This window comes from Paenibacillus sp. BAC0078, assembly GCF_054483875.1.
The window spans coordinates 140,066-160,637 of the sequence record NZ_JBTLRW010000006.1 but is presented as its reverse complement, the minus strand read 5'-3'; the positions used below and the strand labels follow the sequence as shown (position 1 = coordinate 160,637).

Below are 20,572 nucleotides of genomic sequence, written 5' to 3'. Positions count from 1 at the left end.
CAGATATTCCTCCTTGTCCCCGTCCGGCGGCTTCCCATCCGGCGGTCGCACTGTTCTCCCATCCGGCCTTCAGCTCAAATCCACCGTTTGTCCTCCGGGCACCTCCACCACAGTTCCTTCAACCTCCAGCCAGACCGATGCGGCTCCCGGATTGAAGACGAATTCCCGGGAGGCGGAGAAGATCAGCCGTTCGCAGGCTTTCATATAGTGAACCAGCTCCAGGTTAGTAGCGTACCAGATGTCATCATGCCCGCCGGCCATAGCACAGAAGCGCTCAATCAGCTCCCAGTTGTCATCATTATCGAATTCGTAGCTGTGGCCCCACACATACATCAAATAAAGATACTGCCGTTTGTGCAGCCGGATAAAGTTCTCCCCATGCTCCAGCAGACCGCGGTTGTGATGGCAGGTCGCCTGCCATTCCAGCCAGTCCTCCGGCAGCGCGAAGCCGCCTGTCGTCTGCACCGTCCGGGCATATTCGATGCCCAGATGCGGCAGCAGCTGCTTAATCTCTGCCGTGTAGGACCCGTTCGGGTAGGACATCCCGCGGACCGGCTGGTGTATGAGCCCTTCCAGCGTTTTCCGGTCTTCCATGATCTCCTCGACGATATACTCCTGCGGGCAGCGCGCCATTGTCGGATGTCTCCGCGTATGTGCGCTGACCTCATGTCCCCGGTACAGGACAGGAACTTCATCAGCCGTAATGCGGTCCCCTTCGCCGAGCAGTCCCGAATTCAGATGGAAGGTGGCCTTGATGCCGTATTTGTTAAAAATGCCGGCCAGCCGTTCATCTGACCGTCTGCCGTCGTCATAGCTCATCGTCAGCGCCTTGTGCCGGCCCTGCGGATAACAATAATAAACTCCGGGCATTGTTGTGCTCCTCCTTTGCTAATTGCAATTGTCAGTCCGCAGCCTGCTTGCAGACAGCCATCTCTGCAGCCGGAGTCTTTGCCTTTCACGGGGCGTATACGGTCAAATCGCTGTATTCCGCGATCAGCGGCGCCATCTGCCGGAAGCCGATTCTGCCGCCCGCCAGCGGCGGGCCAAAGGACGCGCCGTCATCCACCCAGCGAAGCAGCGGCAGACCATTGACCGCAAAGGTCACCGCAGAATCCTGCTTCACCACCAGCATCCGGTACGCTTCGGTCATATCAGACACATCCGGCAACGGGTCCGCGCCTTGCGCCACCAGATGAAAGCCGTAGCTTTTACGTAAATTGCAGGTGTGAAAAGACCGTTCCTCGGCCCACATCCGGCGGAAATAAGAAATGTGAAAAGAGTTCATGTCCCCGTGATGGTACTGATCATACTCTCCGTTTCGAAGCGCCAGGGACGGGTCAAACAGCCCCTTGCCTCCTGTACCCTCCGCAGCGAAGAACAGAATGGCCAGTCCCGGCTCCCGCAGCGGCCGGAATTTCCAGTACACCGCAAGGTCTGCCGGGAAAACCTCGGGGCACCAGAAGACAAAGTTCGCTTTCTGCCCTTCTTCCGCATTTCGCGTGCTCTCCAGCCTTAAGCGGTCCAGCGGAAAGGTCGGCGCTCCGGCTCCTTCCATCCGGAAATCCGCCACATCTTCAGGCTTTTCCAGTGTATTGCGGTAGATTTCGCTCCACCCTTCCGGGATCAGCGCCATATCCTGCCGCGCCGTCATCTGCTGCCCCACACATCCTGGCCAATAGCCTCACGGATTTCTTGTTCATCGTATTTCAATTGAACCATGGCTTGCTTCCTCCTTCTCAGTGCCTGCCCCGGCCTTTCGCTCCGGAAGGGCTTCCCCAATCAGCTCGAGAGCAATAATCGTGTTGAGAGACCACTGCGAAGCTTCATTCGTGTTCATCCAGTCAATTTCATTCAGCTCTTCCATATAAGTAACCCGTTCCTGCTCCTGACTGAGATTGACACGGCCGAACGGATTCTCCAGCAGAATCGACCAGCAGCGGTCTGCCGTGGCTTGGTCATCTCTGTACCACGCGCCATATGCGGCAATAGCCACGCTCAGCACGGGATGCTCGAACCGCAGCTTGCCCGTGATGGCTCCTCCGGTAAGCTTATCTTTCTCTTCCTGGGGGAGGTTATAGAAGACGCCGAACTCCGCCAGCATCTTCTCCCACTCCGGGTCCTCCAGCAGCATCGCCAGCTCGAACCACACCTGCGGACCGCCCATGCAGATGGCCAGATGCCGTCCCCAGTTGTCGTCGCCCATTGCGCTGAGAATTCCCGTCTTCGGATCGTAGCCGTAGGTCGGACCAGAGATCAGGCGCAGATTGGCCCCTTTGATGCAATCAATGCCGGTTACAATTTTGTCGCGGTACGCCGTATCCTCATACCGTTCCCAGCGGGTCATCCAATTGGAGCTGAACGCCGCCCAGTCGGGACCAACCCGCACATGCGTCGGAAATTCGTCCTTCGGAAAATAAGCCCGCATCGGGTCCAGCGTCACGGTGGAGTAGTCGGCATCCTTCACACTGTCCATCACGTCGCCGATCCGTTCGTCACCGGTCAGATAATAGTAGTAGCGGTGCAGTCCGGCCATCGCAATCCGCGCTTCCTTGCAGCCGCAGCCCCAGTGCACGACATTGTGCCGTGAACCAAGTCCGGCGTATTCCCCGAAATGGTATACATCTACCTCGCTGGTATGCCGGGTCATCGCTTCCGCCATGCGGAAAATATCATCGCGTCCAGTCCTCAGGAAGCTCACCCACAGCCACATATTCGGTACCAGCTCGGCATTCTGCCAGGCACAGCCGCCCAGATCGTAATTCCAGACATGGCGGACCGGATCATAGCTGTGCATGAAATCACCGTAATCCCACAGGCCGTACCATTTCCGCTGTTCAATCTCCGCTTGGTAAAAAGCCAGAATGCCGTCCAGCCGCTCCTCCAGGTAAGATTTGGCCGGAGTGCTCCGGTCCGGCAGGCTCCATAATCCGAACGCCCGGCAGCTGTGATAATACGCCGGATCACAGACCAGCAGGGCCGGATCGTCAGCTTCCGTGCACATGTGCTGCAGCTGCGCAGATTCCGGCGTCTGCGCTGTGCACCACAGGGTCAGCTCATTGGTATTGGCGATGCCGTAAGGCGTGGCCCGCAGCTCCGCCGCGCCTTCATATGAGGACTCCACATGCGTCTTCGTATCATAGTGGCGCAAGTCCATCGCCGGAGTTTCCGGGGACCAGAACCAGACGGTTAAAGCCGCCTCGTCACCGGAAGTACCGTCCAGCTCCAGGCCGGAAGGAGACTTACGCCAGAAGTTTCTCACTCCGGCTGCCAACCCGCCGCCTTCTGAGCCAATATAGCCGATTCCACCCGCCCGCCGGCCTTCCGCCCCCTTTATCCAGGCGCATCCCGCCTCTGTCCGCTTGTGGATTACATAATGTTCGGATGAATCCTGAACCAGCCGGAAGCTGTCCCATACCGCCGAGTCCTGAAGCAGTCCCATAAAATAAGCATCTTCTTCGGGATCAAACTGCAGTCTCCGGCCTTCCAGCTGCCCGGCAAACCAGTCAGCGTATTTACCTTTGGTCCTGCGAGTATGGAGAGTCTTGGGAGACTCGCTGAAAATCCCTTCATCTCCGGCCAAACGAATGTGGCGGTTGTACAGGGGGCCGCTTAGCGGTACCTTGAACACAATACCGAGTCCCTTGATGAAATCCTGATGCGGGTTGCCATCATAATGAAAGGTATGAACCAGCCGAATTGAATCCACTCCGGCGTAAAAATACAGACGCAGTGTATAGGGAAGCCACTCCCTCGCTCCCCTTGCGCTTTTGTGCCGGCCTTCCAGGCGGATCACGGCCCGCAGCGGTCCATCCTCTTCCAGACAGGCCTGCAGCGTAACCCCGGTAAACCGCTCCTCCCGCAGCGTCCGTTCACCGCTAATCCTATCCCGTTGCTCCCGGAGACAGATCAGTTCACTCCCGCTGCACACGGCCTGTTGTGCCGGGTTGACCTGCTGCTTCGAATCTTCAGAGATAACATCCTCTGTATCTCTGTAGTATCTGCAATGCTCGGCTGATATCCCAGCATCTTCCACCGCCCGGCGGATGATCCGGGAAATCGGTCCCGCACCGTGCTTGTTGACAGTACAGACGATAGTACCCGTATCCACGATATAGGCTTCCTCCGTCTCTGTTACGGACAGCCTTGCTTCTATCTGCACAGCTTCAGACTCCGTATTCCGTTCAAGCATGTATCCTTCTGCACCACCCTGCGGACAGACGGCGGAATGAAAGGACCATTTGATGCTGCCGTCCGGCCAATAAGCGGCCGGGCGGCTCTGCAGCGGCAGCCGGGCGCCATCCTCTGTCCCGCGAAGGCAAAGAGCCGCCAATTCTGCGCGGTCCAGCTCCCCTTTGGGCCAAGGCACACCCCATGTTACGCCCGCAGCTGCGGAAGGCTTCTTCAACCACTGTAAATGTATCGGCATGGCTGAGGACAAAGCTGTCATCTCCTTATGTGACATCACCAGGACAGTGGTCTGCGAGGGAGACGGGCGCTGTTGAAGCCAAATTGTAAAACTTCCCGGGCGCGTCCCCTCTTACCGGGTTCCGGCATCTTTCTCCCCTTCATTCCGGCTCAGCTCACGGTAGCGTGTCGGGGTGATGTCCTCCTGTTTTTTGAATATCCGGTTAAAATAGCTCTGCTGGTAGCCGACCTGCTGGGCGACATCGTTCATCTTCAGATCAGTATCGCGCAGCAGCTCCTTCGCTTTTTCGAGCCGCAGCTCAGTTAAATAGTCGATAAAATTATTGCCGGTCACCCGTTTAAAGGACTTGCTGAGCAGAAAAGGGCTGGTCCCGGTATAATCTGCGCAGCTGTCCAGGGAAATGTTCTCCATGTAATGCTCCTGAATGTACAGCATGGCCTGATCGATCGTCCGCCGGATACCGGCATCCGAACGTTCGGACTGCTCCTTCAGGAAGGGGGCGACGACCTGCTCGCGGAACCAGGACAGGATAAGCCTTGGCTCGTGAATCTGCGACAATCCGGCATACAGGTTCCGGCCTTTGAACAGCTGGTTCGGATGAATGCCAAGGGCCATCACCGTGTGCTGGATGGCGCCGAGCAGATGCAACATGCCCTGCTGCACATCGATTACCTTGGCCCCGCCTTCGCACAGCGTATCCAGGAACTCTTCCAGCAGCCGGTCCGCCTCTTCCGCCTCTCCAGTGCGCAGTGCCTGGATCAGGCCGCGCTCCAGAGAAAACGAATATTGCGGCACATGCGCACCCTGGCCCTCCCTGTCCAGCCGCTCCAGGCTGATCACCTGGTTGCCGCCTCCATATCTACGGTGACTGACCGCCTGCTTCGCCGCTTCGAACGACCGTGGAATGCCCGAAATGCCGGCAATCGGCGCGCTGTACGCCACCGCAGCCTGCAGTTTGAGCATCCGGTTGATCGTGGCCGCCAATTCTTCACCAAAATCCTGCACCTTGGCCGGCTCCGGCCCTTCCCCCGGTTCAATCAGCAGTATGCCCGCCGTAAGATCGTGCAGGTTGACGGTTTCCGCCCGGTCGAAATACTCGGCGGCCAGTTCGCCGATAATGTTGACGGCTGCGAAAGACACGAGGCTCTCATCGCCGCTGCGGAACTTGCCCTCCAAGCTGGAGATGCCTGTTAGCTGGATGTACAGGACAATAAAAACGCAGCCCTCCACCTCCCACTTATACTGTTTCATCCGGCTCTGCAGATCCTGCTCGGAATAAGCGTACAAATAGCCCTGGAACAATTGATGCAGGAAGCTTCGCTGCACATGCGGAAGCTGCTCCGACAGCGTATACTGGAGGGCATGCCGCTGCCCGTGCAGGTTCTGCCAGTGCCGCTCGATCAGCGTCACCTCATCCTCCTTGCCTTCGCAAACCGCATGCTCGGGGAGCAGCGTCTGGAGCAGGCGGCGGAAGGGCGAGTAAATTTTGCGGGAAGCAATCCATGACAGGATAGCCGCGAGCAGCAGCGCGCTGAAGCTGACCAGAAAGATCATTCTTGAGAGCGACACCACCGGCGAGGTCACACTGGAAATCGGAGAAGCCGACACGTACATCCACTCGTCGGCAATCCGCGGGAAATCGCCGTACGTCACCGCGAAGGTAGCTCCTTCCCAGTCATACAGGAACGATGTGCTGTCCCCGTTGCCCCTTGCGTCAATAGCCGTCCGCAGCGCAGCTACAAAAGGCGTGGCAGCATCGCTGCCGTCGCCGGATATAAACAGACCGCCGGTCTTTTGCAGCATAAAGACTTCCCCGCTGTTGTACGGGGTCATTGTCCGCAGCATGGCGGACACCTTCTCCGTGTCCATCCGCAGCAGCAGCGCCCCGAAGGGCTTCAGACTTCCGCCGGGAATGTGGTGCACCAGCGTCAGCTCCTTCTGATTCGGCTGCGCGGGATCAAACGCCCACTCGGTCCAATAGGTGCTTCGCTCAGTCTCCAGCAGCTTGTCATACACAGCGGAGGCTTCCCCGGGGGCAACCGTCCCATACTCCGGACCGAACAGCACCGGCTGGTCCCCTGATAAGTATAGCTCTACCCACTTGCTCATCGGGTTCGAGCCCTGCATGACCACCAGCGTCTTGGTAATGTCCCAGGCCCGTTCGTGATTCAAGGTAAAATCCAGGCCGTTTAGACTGTAGTCGAACTTGGGATCAAACGCCCAGTGGGCCAGCATCAATTCCAGATTCGACAGCTGATCGTTGATGTTGCCGGCGCGCTGCTCGATCTGCCGGTTATGCATGTCGAGCAGCTCCTTCTCCAGATTTCCTCCGGCCATAAAGTACACAAGTGCGCCGATGATTAGACCCGGGATGGACGAAACGATCAGCACAATAATTAGATTTTTCCGGTAATACCGGCCTTTGCGGCCCGTCCGGCCCCCCGCATAGCGGTTGCTTTTCCCCACCATTCTATTCTCCATGCTATTCACCAGCCGAATCCGTAGTTTAGAGTAGCAGCCTTGTGGCTTTAACGGGTACACACCGGCCGGTGGAGCGGGGCCGGGCTTTACTTGCTCGTCTTCGCGTACAATTCGTACAATTCATTCATTTCGTTTACCAGTTCGTCTCCACCTGTCTTCCTCCATACTTCAAAAGCCGACTTCAAACCCTCTTCGTCAATTTGGCCGACAATGAATTTGATGCGCGCATCGTTGATGACATTATCAAGCTGCGCCCCCTTCTGGGTATATACCGCAGAGATCAGCGCCTCGGCCGGATTGACCACAATCGTTGCTTCGTTCGCCTTCTGCACCTCCAGCTGCTTCACGCGCAGCGGCGTCTGCTTGACCTGCTTCGCGCGGTCCTCTGGAATGAACGGCAGCATCTGGTTCAGCCCTTCCACTTCCGATTCCAGCAGTGCCGTATCGCTTGAACGTTCGATATAACCGTCCTTCAACGTGTAGTGGATATCCTGAAGACCGTAGCCAAGCATCGTCTGGAGATCCTCTTCATTCAGCCGGTCCAGGAAGGTCAGCACCTGCTTCAGCTCCTCCTCGGTTTTGACTGATGATTTCGGAATTGCCAGCATGCCGGAGAAGCCGGAAGTCGGAAGCGTATGCAGCTTTCCGTCCGCACCCTTCACCCCGCCGCTGACATCAACATAATGGCGGTCAGGCTCGTCGGTGCCTTCCTTCTGCAGCGCGGCATGAATTTTATCGTCAAGCCGGGCCCCGTTGTCAACCACATCGACAATCACTCCGGCTTTGTTGTTGACGACCGGATCATTCCATTTGGAGCTGTCCATAACGGCAAAGTCGGAATTGATCAGCTTCTCGTCATACAGCTTTTTCATGAATTTAAGCGCTTCCAAGTATTCGGGATATTCATGCTCCGGCACCAGCTTTCCGTCCCGAATGCCCCATTTGTTCGGCGTTCCGAACCACAATTTTATCGTATCGAAGCCGCTGGCCCATTGGCCGCTCCACTTGACCAGCACCATGCCGTACGTATCGTCCTTCCCGTTGCCGTCCGGGTCCTGCTCCTTAAACGCTTTTAGCATATTGTAGAATTCATCGACGGTCTGCGGGGTCTCAAGCCCGAGCTTCTCCAGCCAGTCTTTGCGGAAGACCATGCCGTTGCGCCCCAGCGCCCGTCCCCTGTAAATTCCGTAGTTTTTGCCTTCAATCGCCGAGTTGCTCAGAATGACCGGGTTGGCTTGACTCAGGTTCGGATAATCCTTCAGGTAGGGGCCAACCTCCCAGAACGCGCCGGATTTGGCTGCGTTGACGAAGCTGGAAGCCTTGACATCGCCTACATAGATAATGTCGGGCAGCTTGCCTGAAGCGAGCGTAATGTTGAATTTATCGGCATAGGAAGCATTCGGCACCCATTCAAAATGAATTTTGGTACCCGTCAGCTTCTCGAGCTGGGCTGCAACCGGACTGCCGTCCTTCGGATAATTCGTCTTGAAAATCGGAAGCATCAGCGTCAGCGCAAGCGGAGCCTGGGCATTGCCTTCGCCGCCGGCGCTCTCTTTGTCCCCTGCTGTGGAATTCTCTTGGCCATCGGAGCAGCCGGAAATCATACTTATCACCATAATAGCAGCTAATAACATAAACAACCATCTTTTCAAATGTATGGTGCCTTGTGGACGTTGGGTCTTCATAACATGCCTCCCTTTACTATTTTGGCGGAACAGGTTTATCCTTTGACCGAACCAAGCATCACCCCTTTAGCGAAATGTTTTTGCAGGAACGGATAGACGCACATTATCGGCAGTGTGCCGACCACGATAACCGCCATCTTGATCGATTGCTCGGGCGGCTGCACAAAATTCGGATCCATAGAGCTGATGTCGCCGGCAGCCGACTGGGACAGCATGACGATCTGGCGCAGCATGACCTGCAGCGGCCATTTAGACGGATCATTGATATAGAGCAGCGCTGAAAAGAAGTTGTTCCAGTGCCCGACCGCGTAAAAGAGCGTAAATGTCGCCAGCACAGGCTTCGAGAGCGGCAGCACAATCCTCCAAAGCAGACCCAGTTCGGTACAGCCGTCGATCCGGGCCGCCTCCTCCATTTCCACCGGGAGCTCCTGGAAGAAATTTTTGACGATAATCAGATTAAAGGCGCTGATCGCTCCCGGGAGAATCAGGGCATTCAACGTGTCCAGCAGGTGCAGCTCGCGGATCACCAGATAGGTGGGAATCATCCCTCCCCCGAACAGCATCGTGAAAATGACCAGATTGAGAATCAGATTGCGGCCCATCAGATAGCGTTTGGCCATCGGGTAGGCCATCGTTACCGTAAAGAATAAATTTACAATCGTTCCGATCACCGTTACATAGAGCGATACCCCGATGCTCCGCACAATGGTATCCGTCGAGAAAATGAACCGGTAGGCATCCAGCGAAAAGGTTGTCGGAATCAGAAAAACGGCGCGTTTGGTAATTTCCGCCTCGGTGGCGAACGAACCGGAGACCACAAACAGAAACGGCAGGATCGCGGCGATTCCGATAATTCCGAGTATAAAATAGTTAAATACGTCAAATGTGATTTCTCCGGCGCTTCGATAGCGTTTAGCCACGGACACAGCCTCCTTTTTAATAAAGTCCCGATTCGCCCGATTTCTTGGCGAGCCAGTTGGTGCCGAGCACCAGCACTACGCCGATGACCGATTTGAACAGGCCGACAGCCGTGCTGTAGCTGAACGCCCCCTGGGTAATCCCCAGCGCGTACACATACGTGTCGAACACCTCGGCCACTTCGCGGTTCAGTGCGTTCATCATCAGGTAAATCTGCTCAAAGCCGTTGTCCAGAATCGTCCCCATCCGCAGAATGAGCAAAATGACAATGGTGCTGCGGATCGCGGGCAGTGTAATATGCCAGGTCTGCCGCCAGCGGCTTGCTCCGTCCACCACGGCTGCTTCATATTGCTCCACATCGACACCCGCCAGCGCGGCGAGAAAGATAATCGTCCCCCAGCCGCATTCCTTCCAGATCGTTTGCAGGATAATCAGCGGACGGAACCAGTCCGGACTGGCCAGAAAATCAATATTCCTCCCTGTAACCGCATACAGCAATTCGTTGACGGCACCGCCCTCTGTCGTGAGGAACACATACGATATGCTGGCGACAATCACCATTGAGATAAAATGGGGCACATAAATCATCGTTTGAATCGTCCGTTTGTAGAAAGACAGCCGGATTTCGTTCAGCAGCAGCGCGAGGATAATCGGTGCCGGAAAAAAGAACACCAGATTATAGAGCGACAGGACCAGCGTATTGCGCAGCAGCATGAAGAAATCGGGATTCTGGAAAAACACGCGGAAATGCTCAAAGCCGATCCACTCGCTTTTCCAAAAGCCCAGAAAGGGCTGATAATCTTTAAAAGCAAGCAGCACTCCCCACATCGGCACATATTTAAACAGCAGGAAATACAGGAGTCCGGGGCTCAGCAGAATATAGAGCCATTTGTCCCGCTTCAGACGTCTGAAGCGAAGCTCCCGCCTGCTGCGGTACGTTGCAGCGGGCCGTATATCCGCTGCTCCCATAGCCGCTCCTTGCTTCATTTCGTTCACCTCCGTTTGGATATGCAGCCGCGCCTCGCCGTCTTGCCGGCTGCGATTCCTATTATGGTTGCGGCGCATTTTTCCGGCAATCGGACTTTTTGGCTGTACGCGGCTTCAGCCACAAATCACGGCTGTTCAAAAAAGTCCAAAGCCTGCAAAACTTTACTATTGCCGGCCAAAAGCCGAGCATCTATGATGCCAGAAGATCAATTCCCGCATTCTGATTCCAGAGGGAGGACTTCAAAGTGAAGCATAAACTGTATTACGGAGCCGCATGGTATCCTGAGCTGTGGGGGGAAGAGGCCCGGCGGCGGGATCTTCAGCTCATGAAGGAGACCGGGATTAATCTGGTCCGCATGGGCGAGTTCATCTGGTCGGAGCTGGAGCCGGAGGAAGACGCGATTGATATCCGGCCGTTCACAGAGCACATCAAGCTGCTGCATGACCACGGCATTGACACGATCATGTGCACACCGACACCAACACCGCCGGTCTGGTTGACGCACGGACACCCGGAGCGTCTGTTCATCAGAGAAGATGGAACGGTAATGAGCCACGGGTCCAGGCAGCATGTCTGCACGAACCATCCCTATTTCCGGCAGCGGGCCGCCGTCATTGCCGAGCATTTGGCCCGTGAGCTGGGCCGGCTTCCCGGACTTGTCGCCTGGCAGCTCGACAATGAATTCAAGGCTCATGTGGCGGAGTGCATGTGCGAAACCTGCAAAGCGCTATGGCATGAGTGGCTGGAAAAGCGCTACGGCACCATCCGGCAGCTGAATGAAGCCTGGGGCACAGGAATCTGGAGCCAGACGTACCAGCGGTTTGACCAAGTGCCGCAGCCGGTGGCTACTCCATTTCTGCATAACTCGTCCCTAAAGACCATGTATCGCCTCTTCCAAATGGAGAAGATCGCCGAGTTCGCAGGCGAGCAGGCGGCCATCCTCCGCCGCTATTCGGATGCTCCAATCACCCACAACAGCAGCGTTGCTTTTCACCTGGATAATGAGCAGCTGTTCCGGGAACTGGATTTCGCCGCTTATGACACCTACGCCTCCCAGGCCAATAGGCATGCCTATCTGCTTAACTGCGATCTGTGGCGCAATTTCAAGCCCGGCAAAGACTTCTGGCTGCTTGAGACAAGCCCTGCTTTCGCCGCCTCGCTGGAGAGCTATGGCGAGCCGCATCCGGACGGATATCTCACGGCTGAAGCCGTGTCCGCCTATGCGCTGGGAGCCGGCGCATTCTGCTACTGGCTGTGGCGGCAGCAGCGTACCGGCAGCGAGCAGCCGCACAGCTCGGTGATCAGCGCCTGGGGTGAACCGGCTCTAGGCTATGACAATGTGCGGGAAGCCTCCGCAGCACGGCTGAGCATCGAGCCGCTCATGCTGGCTACCCGGCCGGTTCAGGCCGAGGTGGCGATCACCTATTCAGACCGGACCAAGGCATTCCTCGCGACAGAACCGCACCGGAAGCTGAATTACCGTGGACTGCTGGGGGACTTCTATAAACGGATTCTGGATATGGGCATTCACCGTGATCTGCTGCCTGAAGGGGGCGATCTCAGCGGCTACAAGCTGCTGTTCACTCCATTTGTCCATTATCTGTCGCCCGAATATTTACAGAAAGCCCTCGCGTTCGTTAAGGCAGGCGGCATCTGGATCGCTGGTCCCTTGAGCGGAGGACGGACGGCTGAGCATACCCTGCATACAGACGCGGCCCTAGGAGAGCTGGAGCGCGTCGCCGGGGTGAAGACCAAATACGTCTACCCGATGGAAGGGACCGGCAGCATCGGGCACGCCTTCGGCATCTCCGCACCGCTGTCCTTGTGGAGCGCGGTGTTTGAGCCGCTGCCCGGCGGCGCCGCCAGCATCGGGCACATCACGGAGGGCCGGACGCCAGGCCTCTCCTTCCTCACCGAGCAGCCGTACGGCAGCGGAGCCATCGTGCTGCTCGGCTCCCTGCCGGCCGGCGAAGCAGGCGATCAGCTGCTGTGCGCGCTGATTAATCATTATACCTGCCGGGCCGGTGTATCCCTGCGCACCGATGTCACCCGGGGCACGGTCGTCTGTCCAAGACGCGGCGCTGCCGGTGAAGTCTGGACCGTAGTTAACATGGACGGACACGGTGGCAGTGTCACCTTGCCGCGCGGCGGGCGGGATGCCCTGACCGGCAATACCGTCGCACCCGGCCCGCTGACGCTTGCGCCTTACGAATACAAACTCATCGAACTGTAGTGTTAATCTGTTACATTCGCAATTGCCTCTATAAACGGTAAAAGAAGGGGTTCACCGGCAGCAGAACGATCCACTGCCGGGTAAACCCCTTCTTTTTCATAACACGAATCTTCATTTGGCATCTGTCCCGTTTTTGCGGATATCAGGGCCACATACACTGATCACGCTCCCAGGCTGAAGCTATGGATCTGAGTATAGACCAAAAGAATACAAAAAAAGAGACGATGCTTTCCCCATGACACAACATTTCGTCTCCTTCAGCTCCAAGACCGACCTCGTCATGAGATGTGCCCGGTTTTATTTTTGAGAGCAGCATTTGCAAATGAGCGCGCAGATCCTCGTCCGCTTCCTTTGTTTTTTTGACGGGGCGCAGCAATAAGTCATTCTCGGGTTGCCGATGTGCAATCCGCCCAGTGATGTGCTACCGTTAAGATGTGTGCTCCGGGAGAGGCTTCCGGTGAGTTGATCTTACTACGTTAAGAGGAGTGTTCAACCATGAAAAGTATCGCTGTATTCTGCGGATCACGTGACGGTGCTTCTCTCGTCTATAAGGAAAGTGCCCACGCGCTGGGTAAAGTACTGGCAGAACACGGCATCACTCTGATCTATGGCGGGGCGACCGTCGGTTTGATGGGCGAGGTGGCGGACGCTGCTCTGGAGGCTGGCGGGAGCGTGATCGGGGTGCTGCCCCATTTTCTCAAACGCCGGGAAATTGAACACAAGCAGTTGACGGAATTGATCATGGTAGACTCCATGCACGAACGCAAATTAAAAATGTCAGAACTCGCCGAAGGCTTCATCGCTTTGCCGGGGGGGCCGGGTACGATGGAGGAGTACTTTGAGATTTTCACGTGGGCGCAGCTCGGGCTGCATCAGAAGCCTTGCGGGATCATAAATGTCGAGCATTATTACGACCCGCTCATTGCCCTGCTTGACCAGATCACAAGGGAACAGTTCATGCCGGAGAAGCACCGGTCAATGGTTCTCACCGATACCACACCCGAGGGCATGATCCGGCAATTTTTGAACTACTCCCCTCCACCAGTGAAAACATACCTAACGGACGAGCGCACCTGATCATCCGTGTTCATTCCCTTGTCCTATAAAAGCTACCAGCTGCGCCTCATTGGACTTATTATGTGAGGCGCAGCTAATCCACTACCTGGCTGCCCGGAATAATGGCCCTGTCCCTCCCCAAACTGGAATTTCTCCACCTAAAAATGTGGAGGAACACTAAATTCGGGACCATACTGGAATTCCTCCATCTAAATTCGGCGATTTTTGATTATTTCAACGATATTCGCCTGATTAATTGCACTAATTCCACCTAAATCTCTAAAAATCGTCGTTTTTCTCTGATTAATTCACTTTTTTCCACTTATTCATCCATCGCAAGGCTTGACCAAGGGCATATTCCAGCCGCAACCCAGCCACCAGTAACGTATAGCGCCTCCATATCCCTATACTTAACTCCGCAACCTATGAGAAATGGATGGACAGCATATTCCAATAGAACAAAAACGCTGTATACGCAATGGAACCGGCTGCGACGGCGCAGCGTGCGAGTGGAGCCCCCTTTTCCCGGAAGCCCTTAACGCCATCCCGCCAGATCAAATGAACTGCAGCAATCACAGCGAGGAATGGCAGTGAAGAAACTCCCCAGACAAACCATGCCGGATACCCGAAGGTGATTGCGGAATTGCCATAGTTTAATTGAATAATCAGAAAAACTGACAGTGATAATGTAATTATTCCCATATGCAAGGATACAGGCTTATTGGACTTGCGGAACAAGCGCAGAACATAACGGATCAGCCAGATCAGGGACAGCACAATAATTAATAATCCGCAGCCCAGGTACAGCGCAATAAGCGTGGAAGGACGCTGCCAGAATTCCGGTGTCTCTGCCATAGTGGTTTCCTGGACGAAGGTCATTCGTAAATCCCGCTGCCGGTCGAACCATAGCTGCTGCGTGCCGCCTTTTTCCTGGAACAGATCCTCTGCAACCGGTACAAAAAACTTCTCCCGCTTTTCCCCTGTTCCATCCGGGAATACCCCGCTCAGGGTCAGCCCGCCATCAGCCGCTGTAACCTTGAATTCCTTGCCGCCAAGAAAATACAGCCATTTGCCCCAGCCCTGCTGCGGAGCAGCAGCAAATAAATAGGTATGCTCATATTCCCGAAGCTGCTCCAAGGAAAGCGCGAGTGGCTTAACATCGGGTGTATCTCCTGTAAAAAGTCCGGTAATCGCATCCGTTATTTTATCGTTTATATTCATGCCCTCCGCAGCTCCGTTGCTGACGATCAGAATACCGAGCTCCTGCGAGGGAATCAGCTCCATTTTGGCGCTGAAGGCTTCAATGTCTCCGGTATGCCTCAGCGTCAGGCTTCCATCGGCAAGCTTTCCCCTAAAGAGCCCATATCCCATTCCGGCCACATCGGGGGATTCGGCAAATTGACGCCGCTGCATCTCATCCACGCTGGAGGGCGCAAGGATAGCCGTACCCTGGAAATCCCCCCGGTTCAGCATTGCGATCATAAAATGGGCAAATTCATTGGGGATGACACTAAGCCCCCCTGCCCCTGGAAGATTAACATAAGAGAACGGAACTGCTTGGTAAGCTCCCCCGGAATACATGTAGGATTTCGCCACGTCCGGACCGCTCTCAGGAACCGTCAGGCTTGCACTTGGCATGTTCAACGGTGCGAACAAATTCTTGCTCATATAATCGCCCAGGTCTGAACCGGAAACCTGTTCAATGATATTGCCCACGAGGCCAATACCCGCATTGCTGTATTCATATTCCTGGCCCGGCTCCCTTACCGGAGTCTTCCAGCTTACATATTCGCGCAGAAACTGATCTGCGGACAACGCTTTTTCGCGCGAAGAAGCACTTATTCTGTAAATAATTTCATCCAGCCCGGAAGTATACGTCAGCAAGTGATGCAGTGTAATGGGCTGATCCTTGAAGACCGGAATCTTGTACGTGCGCAAAAACTGATTAACATCATCATGCAGCGTCAGTTTTCCCTGTTCTGCCAATTGCATAGCGGCTACGGCAGTGAACGTTTTGGTAAGTGAACCTACACGCATGACCGTCCGGGCAGGGTCCACTGGAATCTTGCGTTCCACATTTGCGTAGCCATACCCCTTGCTCCAAATAATCCGCTCTCCCTGGGTCACAACCACCGCCGTACCGGGAACATGCCGGTTGTCCAGCCCATCCTGCATAATCGGATCAACAATTTGTTCAAGCTGGCCGGCAGTCAAGGCGGCAGGTGCAGCCTCCGCTTCAGCCCCGCCCCCACCAAAGCCAAGCAGCAAAGTAAATATAACCGGCACAATAAGCAGCCTCTGGGATATTGTCCTCATCCATATAACCTCCACATCATATTTAAGTTTTACAGATTCAGCATAAGGCCCGCTTCTGTCTCCAATCTTCCCTCAACCTTAAATTTACCTTACAATAGCTGGATACAGGGATAAGGATGCTACACTGGGAAAAAGCAAGCTATCTTGGAAGGGGTATAGCGACAATGAGCAGAACCGTCTTGCTGGCGGATGATGATCCGGATATTGTAGAGCTGCTGAGGATGTTCCTGGAGACGGAGAATCTGCACGTGCTCGAGGCGCGAAACGGCGCTGAAGCCTGGAAGCATATCTGTGAAAAACAAATAGACCTGGCCGTCATTGATATCATGATGCCCGAGATGGACGGCATCCGGCTGCTTAAGCAGCTGCGTGCGGAATACACCATTCCGGTTATTTTTATTTCCGCCAAAAATCAGGACAGCGACAAAATTCTCGGCCTTCAGCTTGGTGCGGATGATTTCATAGCAAAGCCCTTTAATCCGCTGGAGGTGGTGGCTCGTGTGCAGGCCATGCTCAGACGGACTTATGAATTTAATGAGCCCGCTGCCGAAGAGCCCAAGGAGCATGTGGAGCCAACCATCGTCGGCCCCTTGAAGCTGGACCATCAGGATTGCATGCTGTACAAGGAGGATAATGAAATCCCGCTGACCGCCATCGAATATAAGCTGCTGCGGACCTTAATGGGAGCTCCGGGCCGGGTCTGGACCAAAAGACAGCTATTCGAGCAGGTCTGGGACGATGATTATTTTGAAGATGCCAACACCGTTATGGTTCATATGTCGCGGCTCAGAGAGAAGATCGAAGACAATCCCAGACAGCCGGTATTTATCCGCACCATACGGGGTCTTGGCTACAAGTTCGCAAGAAAGGATGAATTCCGGTGAACGCAAACACCCTTTTGTCCAGGCTGGTCAAATCATATATCCTGTTCACCTGTACACTCGGTGCAGTCTTTGTAGGATTCCTGGTAGTGGTTGTCGACGTGGCTCAGGAAACCGTTACGGTTTCTTTGTACTCGCTGCTGTCTTTGCTGCTCCTGTTCGGCCTAAATGTCCTGTTCTACAGTCTGTGGACGTCCAGAAGAATCACCAAGCCGCTGGGGCAGATTGCCGAAGGCATCCGGGAAATGCAGCAGGGCAGGTTTCAGAAGCGGCTTAATATCAAGGCAAGCGATGAATTTGTACAGGTACAGCAATATTTCAATGACATGGCCGAATCGCTGCAGCGGACAGAAGCCGAGAACCACAGACTGCGGATGAGCAAGGACCGGATGCTGGTAGACCTTTCCCATGATTTGAAGACCCCCATCACCACCATTCAAGGCTACGCTAAGGCGCTACAGCTCGGATTTGCCGACAATGAGGACAAGAGGGAGAAGTATTTGCAGCTCATATACAGTAAATCCCAGTTTGTCACCACGCTCATTGATGATATTTTCCAAATGTCCAAGCTGGATAGCCCTGATTTTCCTGTAAGCATGAAGCCTGGGGATATTGCAGAGCTGCTAAGGGAAGCAACGGCGGATTATTATGAACAATTTGAGGATAAGCAGTTCGTATTGAATGTAGATATTCCATCTGACGAAGTGCGGGTCCCCCATGATGCTGTCCTGATACGCCGCGCCCTCTCCAATCTGCTGTCGAATGCACTGCGCTACAACCCCAAAGGTACGGAGGTCACCATCCGGCTAGAGCAAAAGAGGGATTCGGTGCGGATTGCCATCATAGACAACGGTGTCGGCATTTCCGATGAATTGAAGGCGGTAATCTTTGAGCCTTTTGTGCGGGGAGATTCCTCTAGGCAAGGTGACGGAGGAACCGGCTTGGGACTTGCCATCGCCAGGAAAATGATGCAGCGGCAGGGCGGTGAGCTGGTGCTGGATAACCGTGCCAGCCGGACTGCGTTTGAACTTGTGCTATATCAGTGAGCAAAAACAAGCCGCCAACCCTTTTGAGGTTGACGGCTTGTGCTTGTTGAGGATCGTCCGCTTGCAGCCTTAGCCCAGCTTGACCAGGCTGTAATTCTTCTTGCCCTTGCGGATGATGATGAAACGTCCGCCGATGGCATCCCCGGCAGTCACTTCCACCGCGACATCAGTAACGCGCTCGCCGTTCAGCGAAATCGCTCCCTTGGTGATGTCCTCGCGCGCCTGGCGCTTGGACGGCTCAATGCCTAAGTCCACCAGCCAGTCTACGATGTTCTTCGAATCCTTGCCTGCTGTGTAGGTCGGCATTTCCTTGAAGCCTTCCTCGATTTCCTCTGCAGTCAGTGAACGGATATCCCCGCTGAACAGGGCTGCGGTAATGCGCTTCGCCTGCTCCAATAGCTCCTCGCCGTGTACGAACCGGGTCATTTCTTCCGCCAGTGTTTTTTGCGCTTCGCGCTTATGCGGCTCGGTCTCCACCTTCTCCGCCAGCGCTTCGATTTCTTCCTTCGTCAGGAACGTGAAGTACTTGAGGTATTTCACCACATCGCGGTCGTCAGTGTTGGCCCAGAACTGGTAGAACTCGTACGGCGTTGTTTTCTTCGGATCGAGCCATACGGCGCCGCCGGCCGTTTTGCCGAATTTGGTACCGTCCGCTTTGAGCATCAGCGGGATGGTCAGACCGAAGACCTTGGCTTCGCCGCCTTCTTTTTTACGGATCAGGTCCAGGCCGCTTGTGATATTGCCCCATTGGTCAGAGCCGCCGATCTGCAGCTGCACATCCTCATGCTGGTACAGATGCAGGTAGTCGATGGACTGCAGAATCTGGTAGGAGAATTCAGTGAACGAAATTCCGCTCTCCAGACGGCTGGAGACAACATCCTTGGCGAGCATCGTGTTGATGCTGAAGTTTTTGCCGTAATCTCTTAAGAATTCAATGACGTTAATCTTCTGCGTCCAGTCGTAGTTGTTAACCATACGCACCTGATTGTCGCCTTCGGTCACGAACAGCTTCTTCATTTGCGCGGTCAGCGCCTCCACATTCTCCTGCACCTGCTCCATCGTCTGCAGGGAACGCTCACTCTGGCGGCCACTCGGATCGCCGATTGTGCCTGTGGCTCCGCCGATCAGGATCACCGGGCGGTGTCCGGCGAGCTGGAAGCGTTTCAGCACCATGAATGGAATCAGGTGACCAATATGCATGCTGTCTCCCGTAGGATCGACGCCGCAGTAGAGCGACACGGCCTTTGTATTTGTCAATTCGCGCAATCCTTCTGCATCCGTCTGCTGGTTAATCGCGTCACGCCATTCCAGTTCATCAATAATGTTCAAGCTGTACAGCCCCTTTATTAGTTTTTCGTATCCATATACACGTTGAGCAAGCAGCGCCGCCTGCAGCTTCCGGTGGTTCAGGCCACAAAAAAATCGCCCCCTTGTCTAATCAGACACAGGGACGACTATAATTAACCGTGTTACCACCCAAATTGCGCGGACAGCCTGCCGGCCAGATCCGCACCACTCACAGCGAGTTAACGTTCGCTTGATTCCGCTTGGCATTACCCAAGATACTCCAGAGTGTAATTCGCAATCCTTGTGTGTACCGGGTTCCATCACCCCCCGGCTTTCTGTGACAGGGACAAAGGCTGCTACTGTCTCGTTCAACGTATGTAAGCTATAAGATTACTGAAAGTATAGTCAATTCCAAATTTGTTGTCAATGCCGCGCCCGATAGTTCTCCGCCTGAGTGGCTCTTTGCTCCTCGGTCAGACGAGGGCAGGTATAGCAGTAGCCGTGATCCTCGGTCAAATAATTCAGGCAGCAGGCGGTTTTGACTGCGGTCAGCCGGTTCGGGTCGATCAGCGGCTCTACGGTGCGGATTACCGCAGCAAACGGATTTCTGGAACGGCCAAACACCGCAGCCGCATCCAGCTCCTCGCACAAAAAACGGTAATCGCCAGTGATCCTGATCTTCGTCCGCTCTTCTTGCTCCTCCTGCAGCAGCCCATGTATATCCCGGTAGAACCGGGTGGGCAACTGGCCCCAGAGCTGGCTGATATGCAGACCGCTTGCGGCAGACAGGCTCTCCATGAACGGCCTGGCCTGGCCGCCATAGAAACCGGACAGCACCTCTGTCAGCCATTGCCGCCGGGGTAGTCCGCCATCAGGTCCCTCCCGCTCCTGCCAGCGCAGCGGGCGGAAGGTGATCTCAGGCCGTTTGTTCCCTGTCGTCATCTGCAGCTCCAGATTATCCAGCGAGAAATCCGGCGCGCTTCCAGGCACAGATATAGTATACTGCAGCGCCATCGCCACATCGCCGAAGAACCCGGCTGTAAAAGCCGCAGCCGGCTTCCGGTTCTCCGCCCGGAGCTGGCTGCGGTAATGGTTAAGAAACTCTTCCATCCGCGAAGCCTGCAGCAGCTCTGCTATCGGAATGACTATAGCTTCGGGTTCCGGCGGATGGAGGGTGATGCCGTACCGCTGATCCAGCAGTTCAAAATCCATAATGCCCATGCGCTCAGCTCCTTTAGAGGCTAACTTCTCGCCT

Annotated in this window: 14 protein-coding genes and 1 other annotated feature; of the genes, 4 read left to right on the top strand and 10 right to left on the bottom strand. The window is 55.1% G+C overall.

Features of this window, described 5'->3' with window-relative positions:
* Positions 1–69 precede the first annotated feature (69 nt).
* The 7 genes from ACX1DY_RS13735 to ACX1DY_RS13705 all read right to left on the bottom strand — a co-directional run bounded on the left by ACX1DY_RS13735 (position 70) and on the right by ACX1DY_RS13705 (position 10,497).
* The gene (locus ACX1DY_RS13735; protein ID WP_458964761.1) at positions 70–870 is read right to left on the bottom strand and encodes a polysaccharide deacetylase family protein; all 801 of its coding nucleotides are present in this window, start codon (positions 868–870) and stop codon (positions 70–72) included.
* A gap of 85 nt (positions 871–955) precedes the next feature.
* On the bottom strand, positions 956–1,651 hold the full coding sequence (locus ACX1DY_RS13730) for a DUF1961 family protein (RefSeq protein WP_458964760.1): 696 nt from the start codon (positions 1,649–1,651) through the stop codon (positions 956–958).
* Between the two features lie 45 nt (positions 1,652–1,696).
* On the bottom strand, positions 1,697–4,426 hold the full coding sequence (locus ACX1DY_RS13725; RefSeq protein ID WP_458964896.1) for an exo-rhamnogalacturonan lyase family protein: 2,730 nt from the start codon (positions 4,424–4,426) through the stop codon (positions 1,697–1,699).
* 111 nt (positions 4,427–4,537) lie between these two features.
* A complete protein-coding gene (locus ACX1DY_RS13720) occupies positions 4,538–6,907 on the bottom strand; it encodes a helix-turn-helix domain-containing protein (protein ID WP_458964759.1) in 2,370 nt (789 codons plus the stop codon).
* A gap of 86 nt (positions 6,908–6,993) precedes the next feature.
* Positions 6,994–8,592, bottom strand: coding sequence for an extracellular solute-binding protein (locus ACX1DY_RS13715; RefSeq protein WP_458964758.1), 1,599 nt, complete (start codon positions 8,590–8,592; stop codon positions 6,994–6,996).
* A gap of 35 nt (positions 8,593–8,627) precedes the next feature.
* Positions 8,628–9,512: a carbohydrate ABC transporter permease gene (locus ACX1DY_RS13710; RefSeq protein WP_458964757.1), complete on the bottom strand. Its 885-nt coding sequence runs from the start codon at positions 9,510–9,512 to the stop codon at positions 8,628–8,630.
* 16 nt (positions 9,513–9,528) lie between these two features.
* Positions 9,529–10,497 carry an ABC transporter permease gene (locus ACX1DY_RS13705; RefSeq protein WP_458964756.1) on the bottom strand — a complete coding sequence of 323 codons (969 nt, stop codon included), beginning with the start codon at positions 10,495–10,497 and terminating at the stop codon, positions 9,529–9,531.
* A 245-nt stretch (positions 10,498–10,742) separates the two neighbouring features.
* Between ACX1DY_RS13705 and ACX1DY_RS13700 the strand changes: the two genes are divergently transcribed.
* Positions 10,743–12,731, top strand: coding sequence for a beta-galactosidase (locus tag ACX1DY_RS13700; protein ID WP_458964755.1), 1,989 nt, complete (start codon positions 10,743–10,745; stop codon positions 12,729–12,731).
* 495 nt (positions 12,732–13,226) lie between these two features.
* Positions 13,227–13,808, top strand: a complete 582-nt coding sequence (locus ACX1DY_RS13695) for an LOG family protein (protein ID WP_458964754.1) — start codon at positions 13,227–13,229, stop codon at positions 13,806–13,808.
* A 402-nt stretch (positions 13,809–14,210) separates the two neighbouring features.
* Here the strand turns inward: ACX1DY_RS13695 and ACX1DY_RS13690 are convergent, their stop codons facing one another.
* Positions 14,211–16,103: a serine hydrolase domain-containing protein gene (locus ACX1DY_RS13690; RefSeq protein WP_458964753.1), complete on the bottom strand. Its 1,893-nt coding sequence runs from the start codon at positions 16,101–16,103 to the stop codon at positions 14,211–14,213.
* A gap of 164 nt (positions 16,104–16,267) precedes the next feature.
* On the opposite strand from ACX1DY_RS13690, the gene ACX1DY_RS13685 reads away from it, so the two are divergent.
* Both ACX1DY_RS13685 and ACX1DY_RS13680 read left to right on the top strand, forming a co-directional pair.
* Entirely contained in the window at positions 16,268–16,987 is a 720-nt protein-coding gene (locus ACX1DY_RS13685) for a response regulator transcription factor (RefSeq protein WP_458964752.1), read from the top strand.
* Positions 16,984–18,030, top strand: a complete 1,047-nt coding sequence (locus ACX1DY_RS13680; RefSeq protein ID WP_458964751.1) for a HAMP domain-containing sensor histidine kinase — start codon at positions 16,984–16,986, stop codon at positions 18,028–18,030. Before ACX1DY_RS13685 ends, ACX1DY_RS13680 begins: the two co-directional genes overlap by 4 nt.
* Before the next feature lie 69 nt (positions 18,031–18,099).
* On the opposite strand, the gene tyrS is transcribed toward ACX1DY_RS13680, so the two are convergent.
* Entirely contained in the window at positions 18,100–19,359 is a 1,260-nt protein-coding gene (gene tyrS, locus ACX1DY_RS13675; protein ID WP_458964750.1) for a tyrosine--tRNA ligase, read from the bottom strand.
* A 114-nt stretch (positions 19,360–19,473) separates the two neighbouring features.
* Positions 19,474–19,698 (bottom strand) — a binding site (T-box leader).
* 42 nt (positions 19,699–19,740) lie between these two features.
* Positions 19,741–20,538 carry a (2Fe-2S)-binding protein gene (locus ACX1DY_RS13670; RefSeq protein ID WP_458964749.1) on the bottom strand — a complete coding sequence of 266 codons (798 nt, stop codon included), beginning with the start codon at positions 20,536–20,538 and terminating at the stop codon, positions 19,741–19,743.
* Between the last annotated feature and the right edge of the window lie 34 nt (positions 20,539–20,572).

Coding starts and splice junctions, on each gene's coding strand:
- ACX1DY_RS13720 (WP_458964759.1), bottom strand. CDS start 6,907: ATGGAGAATAGAATGGTGGGGAAAAGCAACCGCTATGCGGGGGGCCGG.
- ACX1DY_RS13685 (WP_458964752.1), top strand. CDS start 16,268: ATGAGCAGAACCGTCTTGCTGGCGGATGATGATCCGGATATTGTAGAG.
- ACX1DY_RS13725 (WP_458964896.1), bottom strand. CDS start 4,426: ATGCCGATACATTTACAGTGGTTGAAGAAGCCTTCCGCAGCTGCGGGC.
- ACX1DY_RS13695 (WP_458964754.1), top strand. CDS start 13,227: ATGAAAAGTATCGCTGTATTCTGCGGATCACGTGACGGTGCTTCTCTC.
- ACX1DY_RS13730 (WP_458964760.1), bottom strand. CDS start 1,651: ATGACGGCGCGGCAGGATATGGCGCTGATCCCGGAAGGGTGGAGCGAA.
- ACX1DY_RS13690 (WP_458964753.1), bottom strand. CDS start 16,103: ATGAGGACAATATCCCAGAGGCTGCTTATTGTGCCGGTTATATTTACT.
- ACX1DY_RS13715 (WP_458964758.1), bottom strand. CDS start 8,592: ATGAAGACCCAACGTCCACAAGGCACCATACATTTGAAAAGATGGTTG.
- ACX1DY_RS13670 (WP_458964749.1), bottom strand. CDS start 20,538: ATGGGCATTATGGATTTTGAACTGCTGGATCAGCGGTACGGCATCACC.
- ACX1DY_RS13735 (WP_458964761.1), bottom strand. CDS start 870: ATGCCCGGAGTTTATTATTGTTATCCGCAGGGCCGGCACAAGGCGCTG.
- ACX1DY_RS13705 (WP_458964756.1), bottom strand. CDS start 10,497: ATGAAGCAAGGAGCGGCTATGGGAGCAGCGGATATACGGCCCGCTGCA.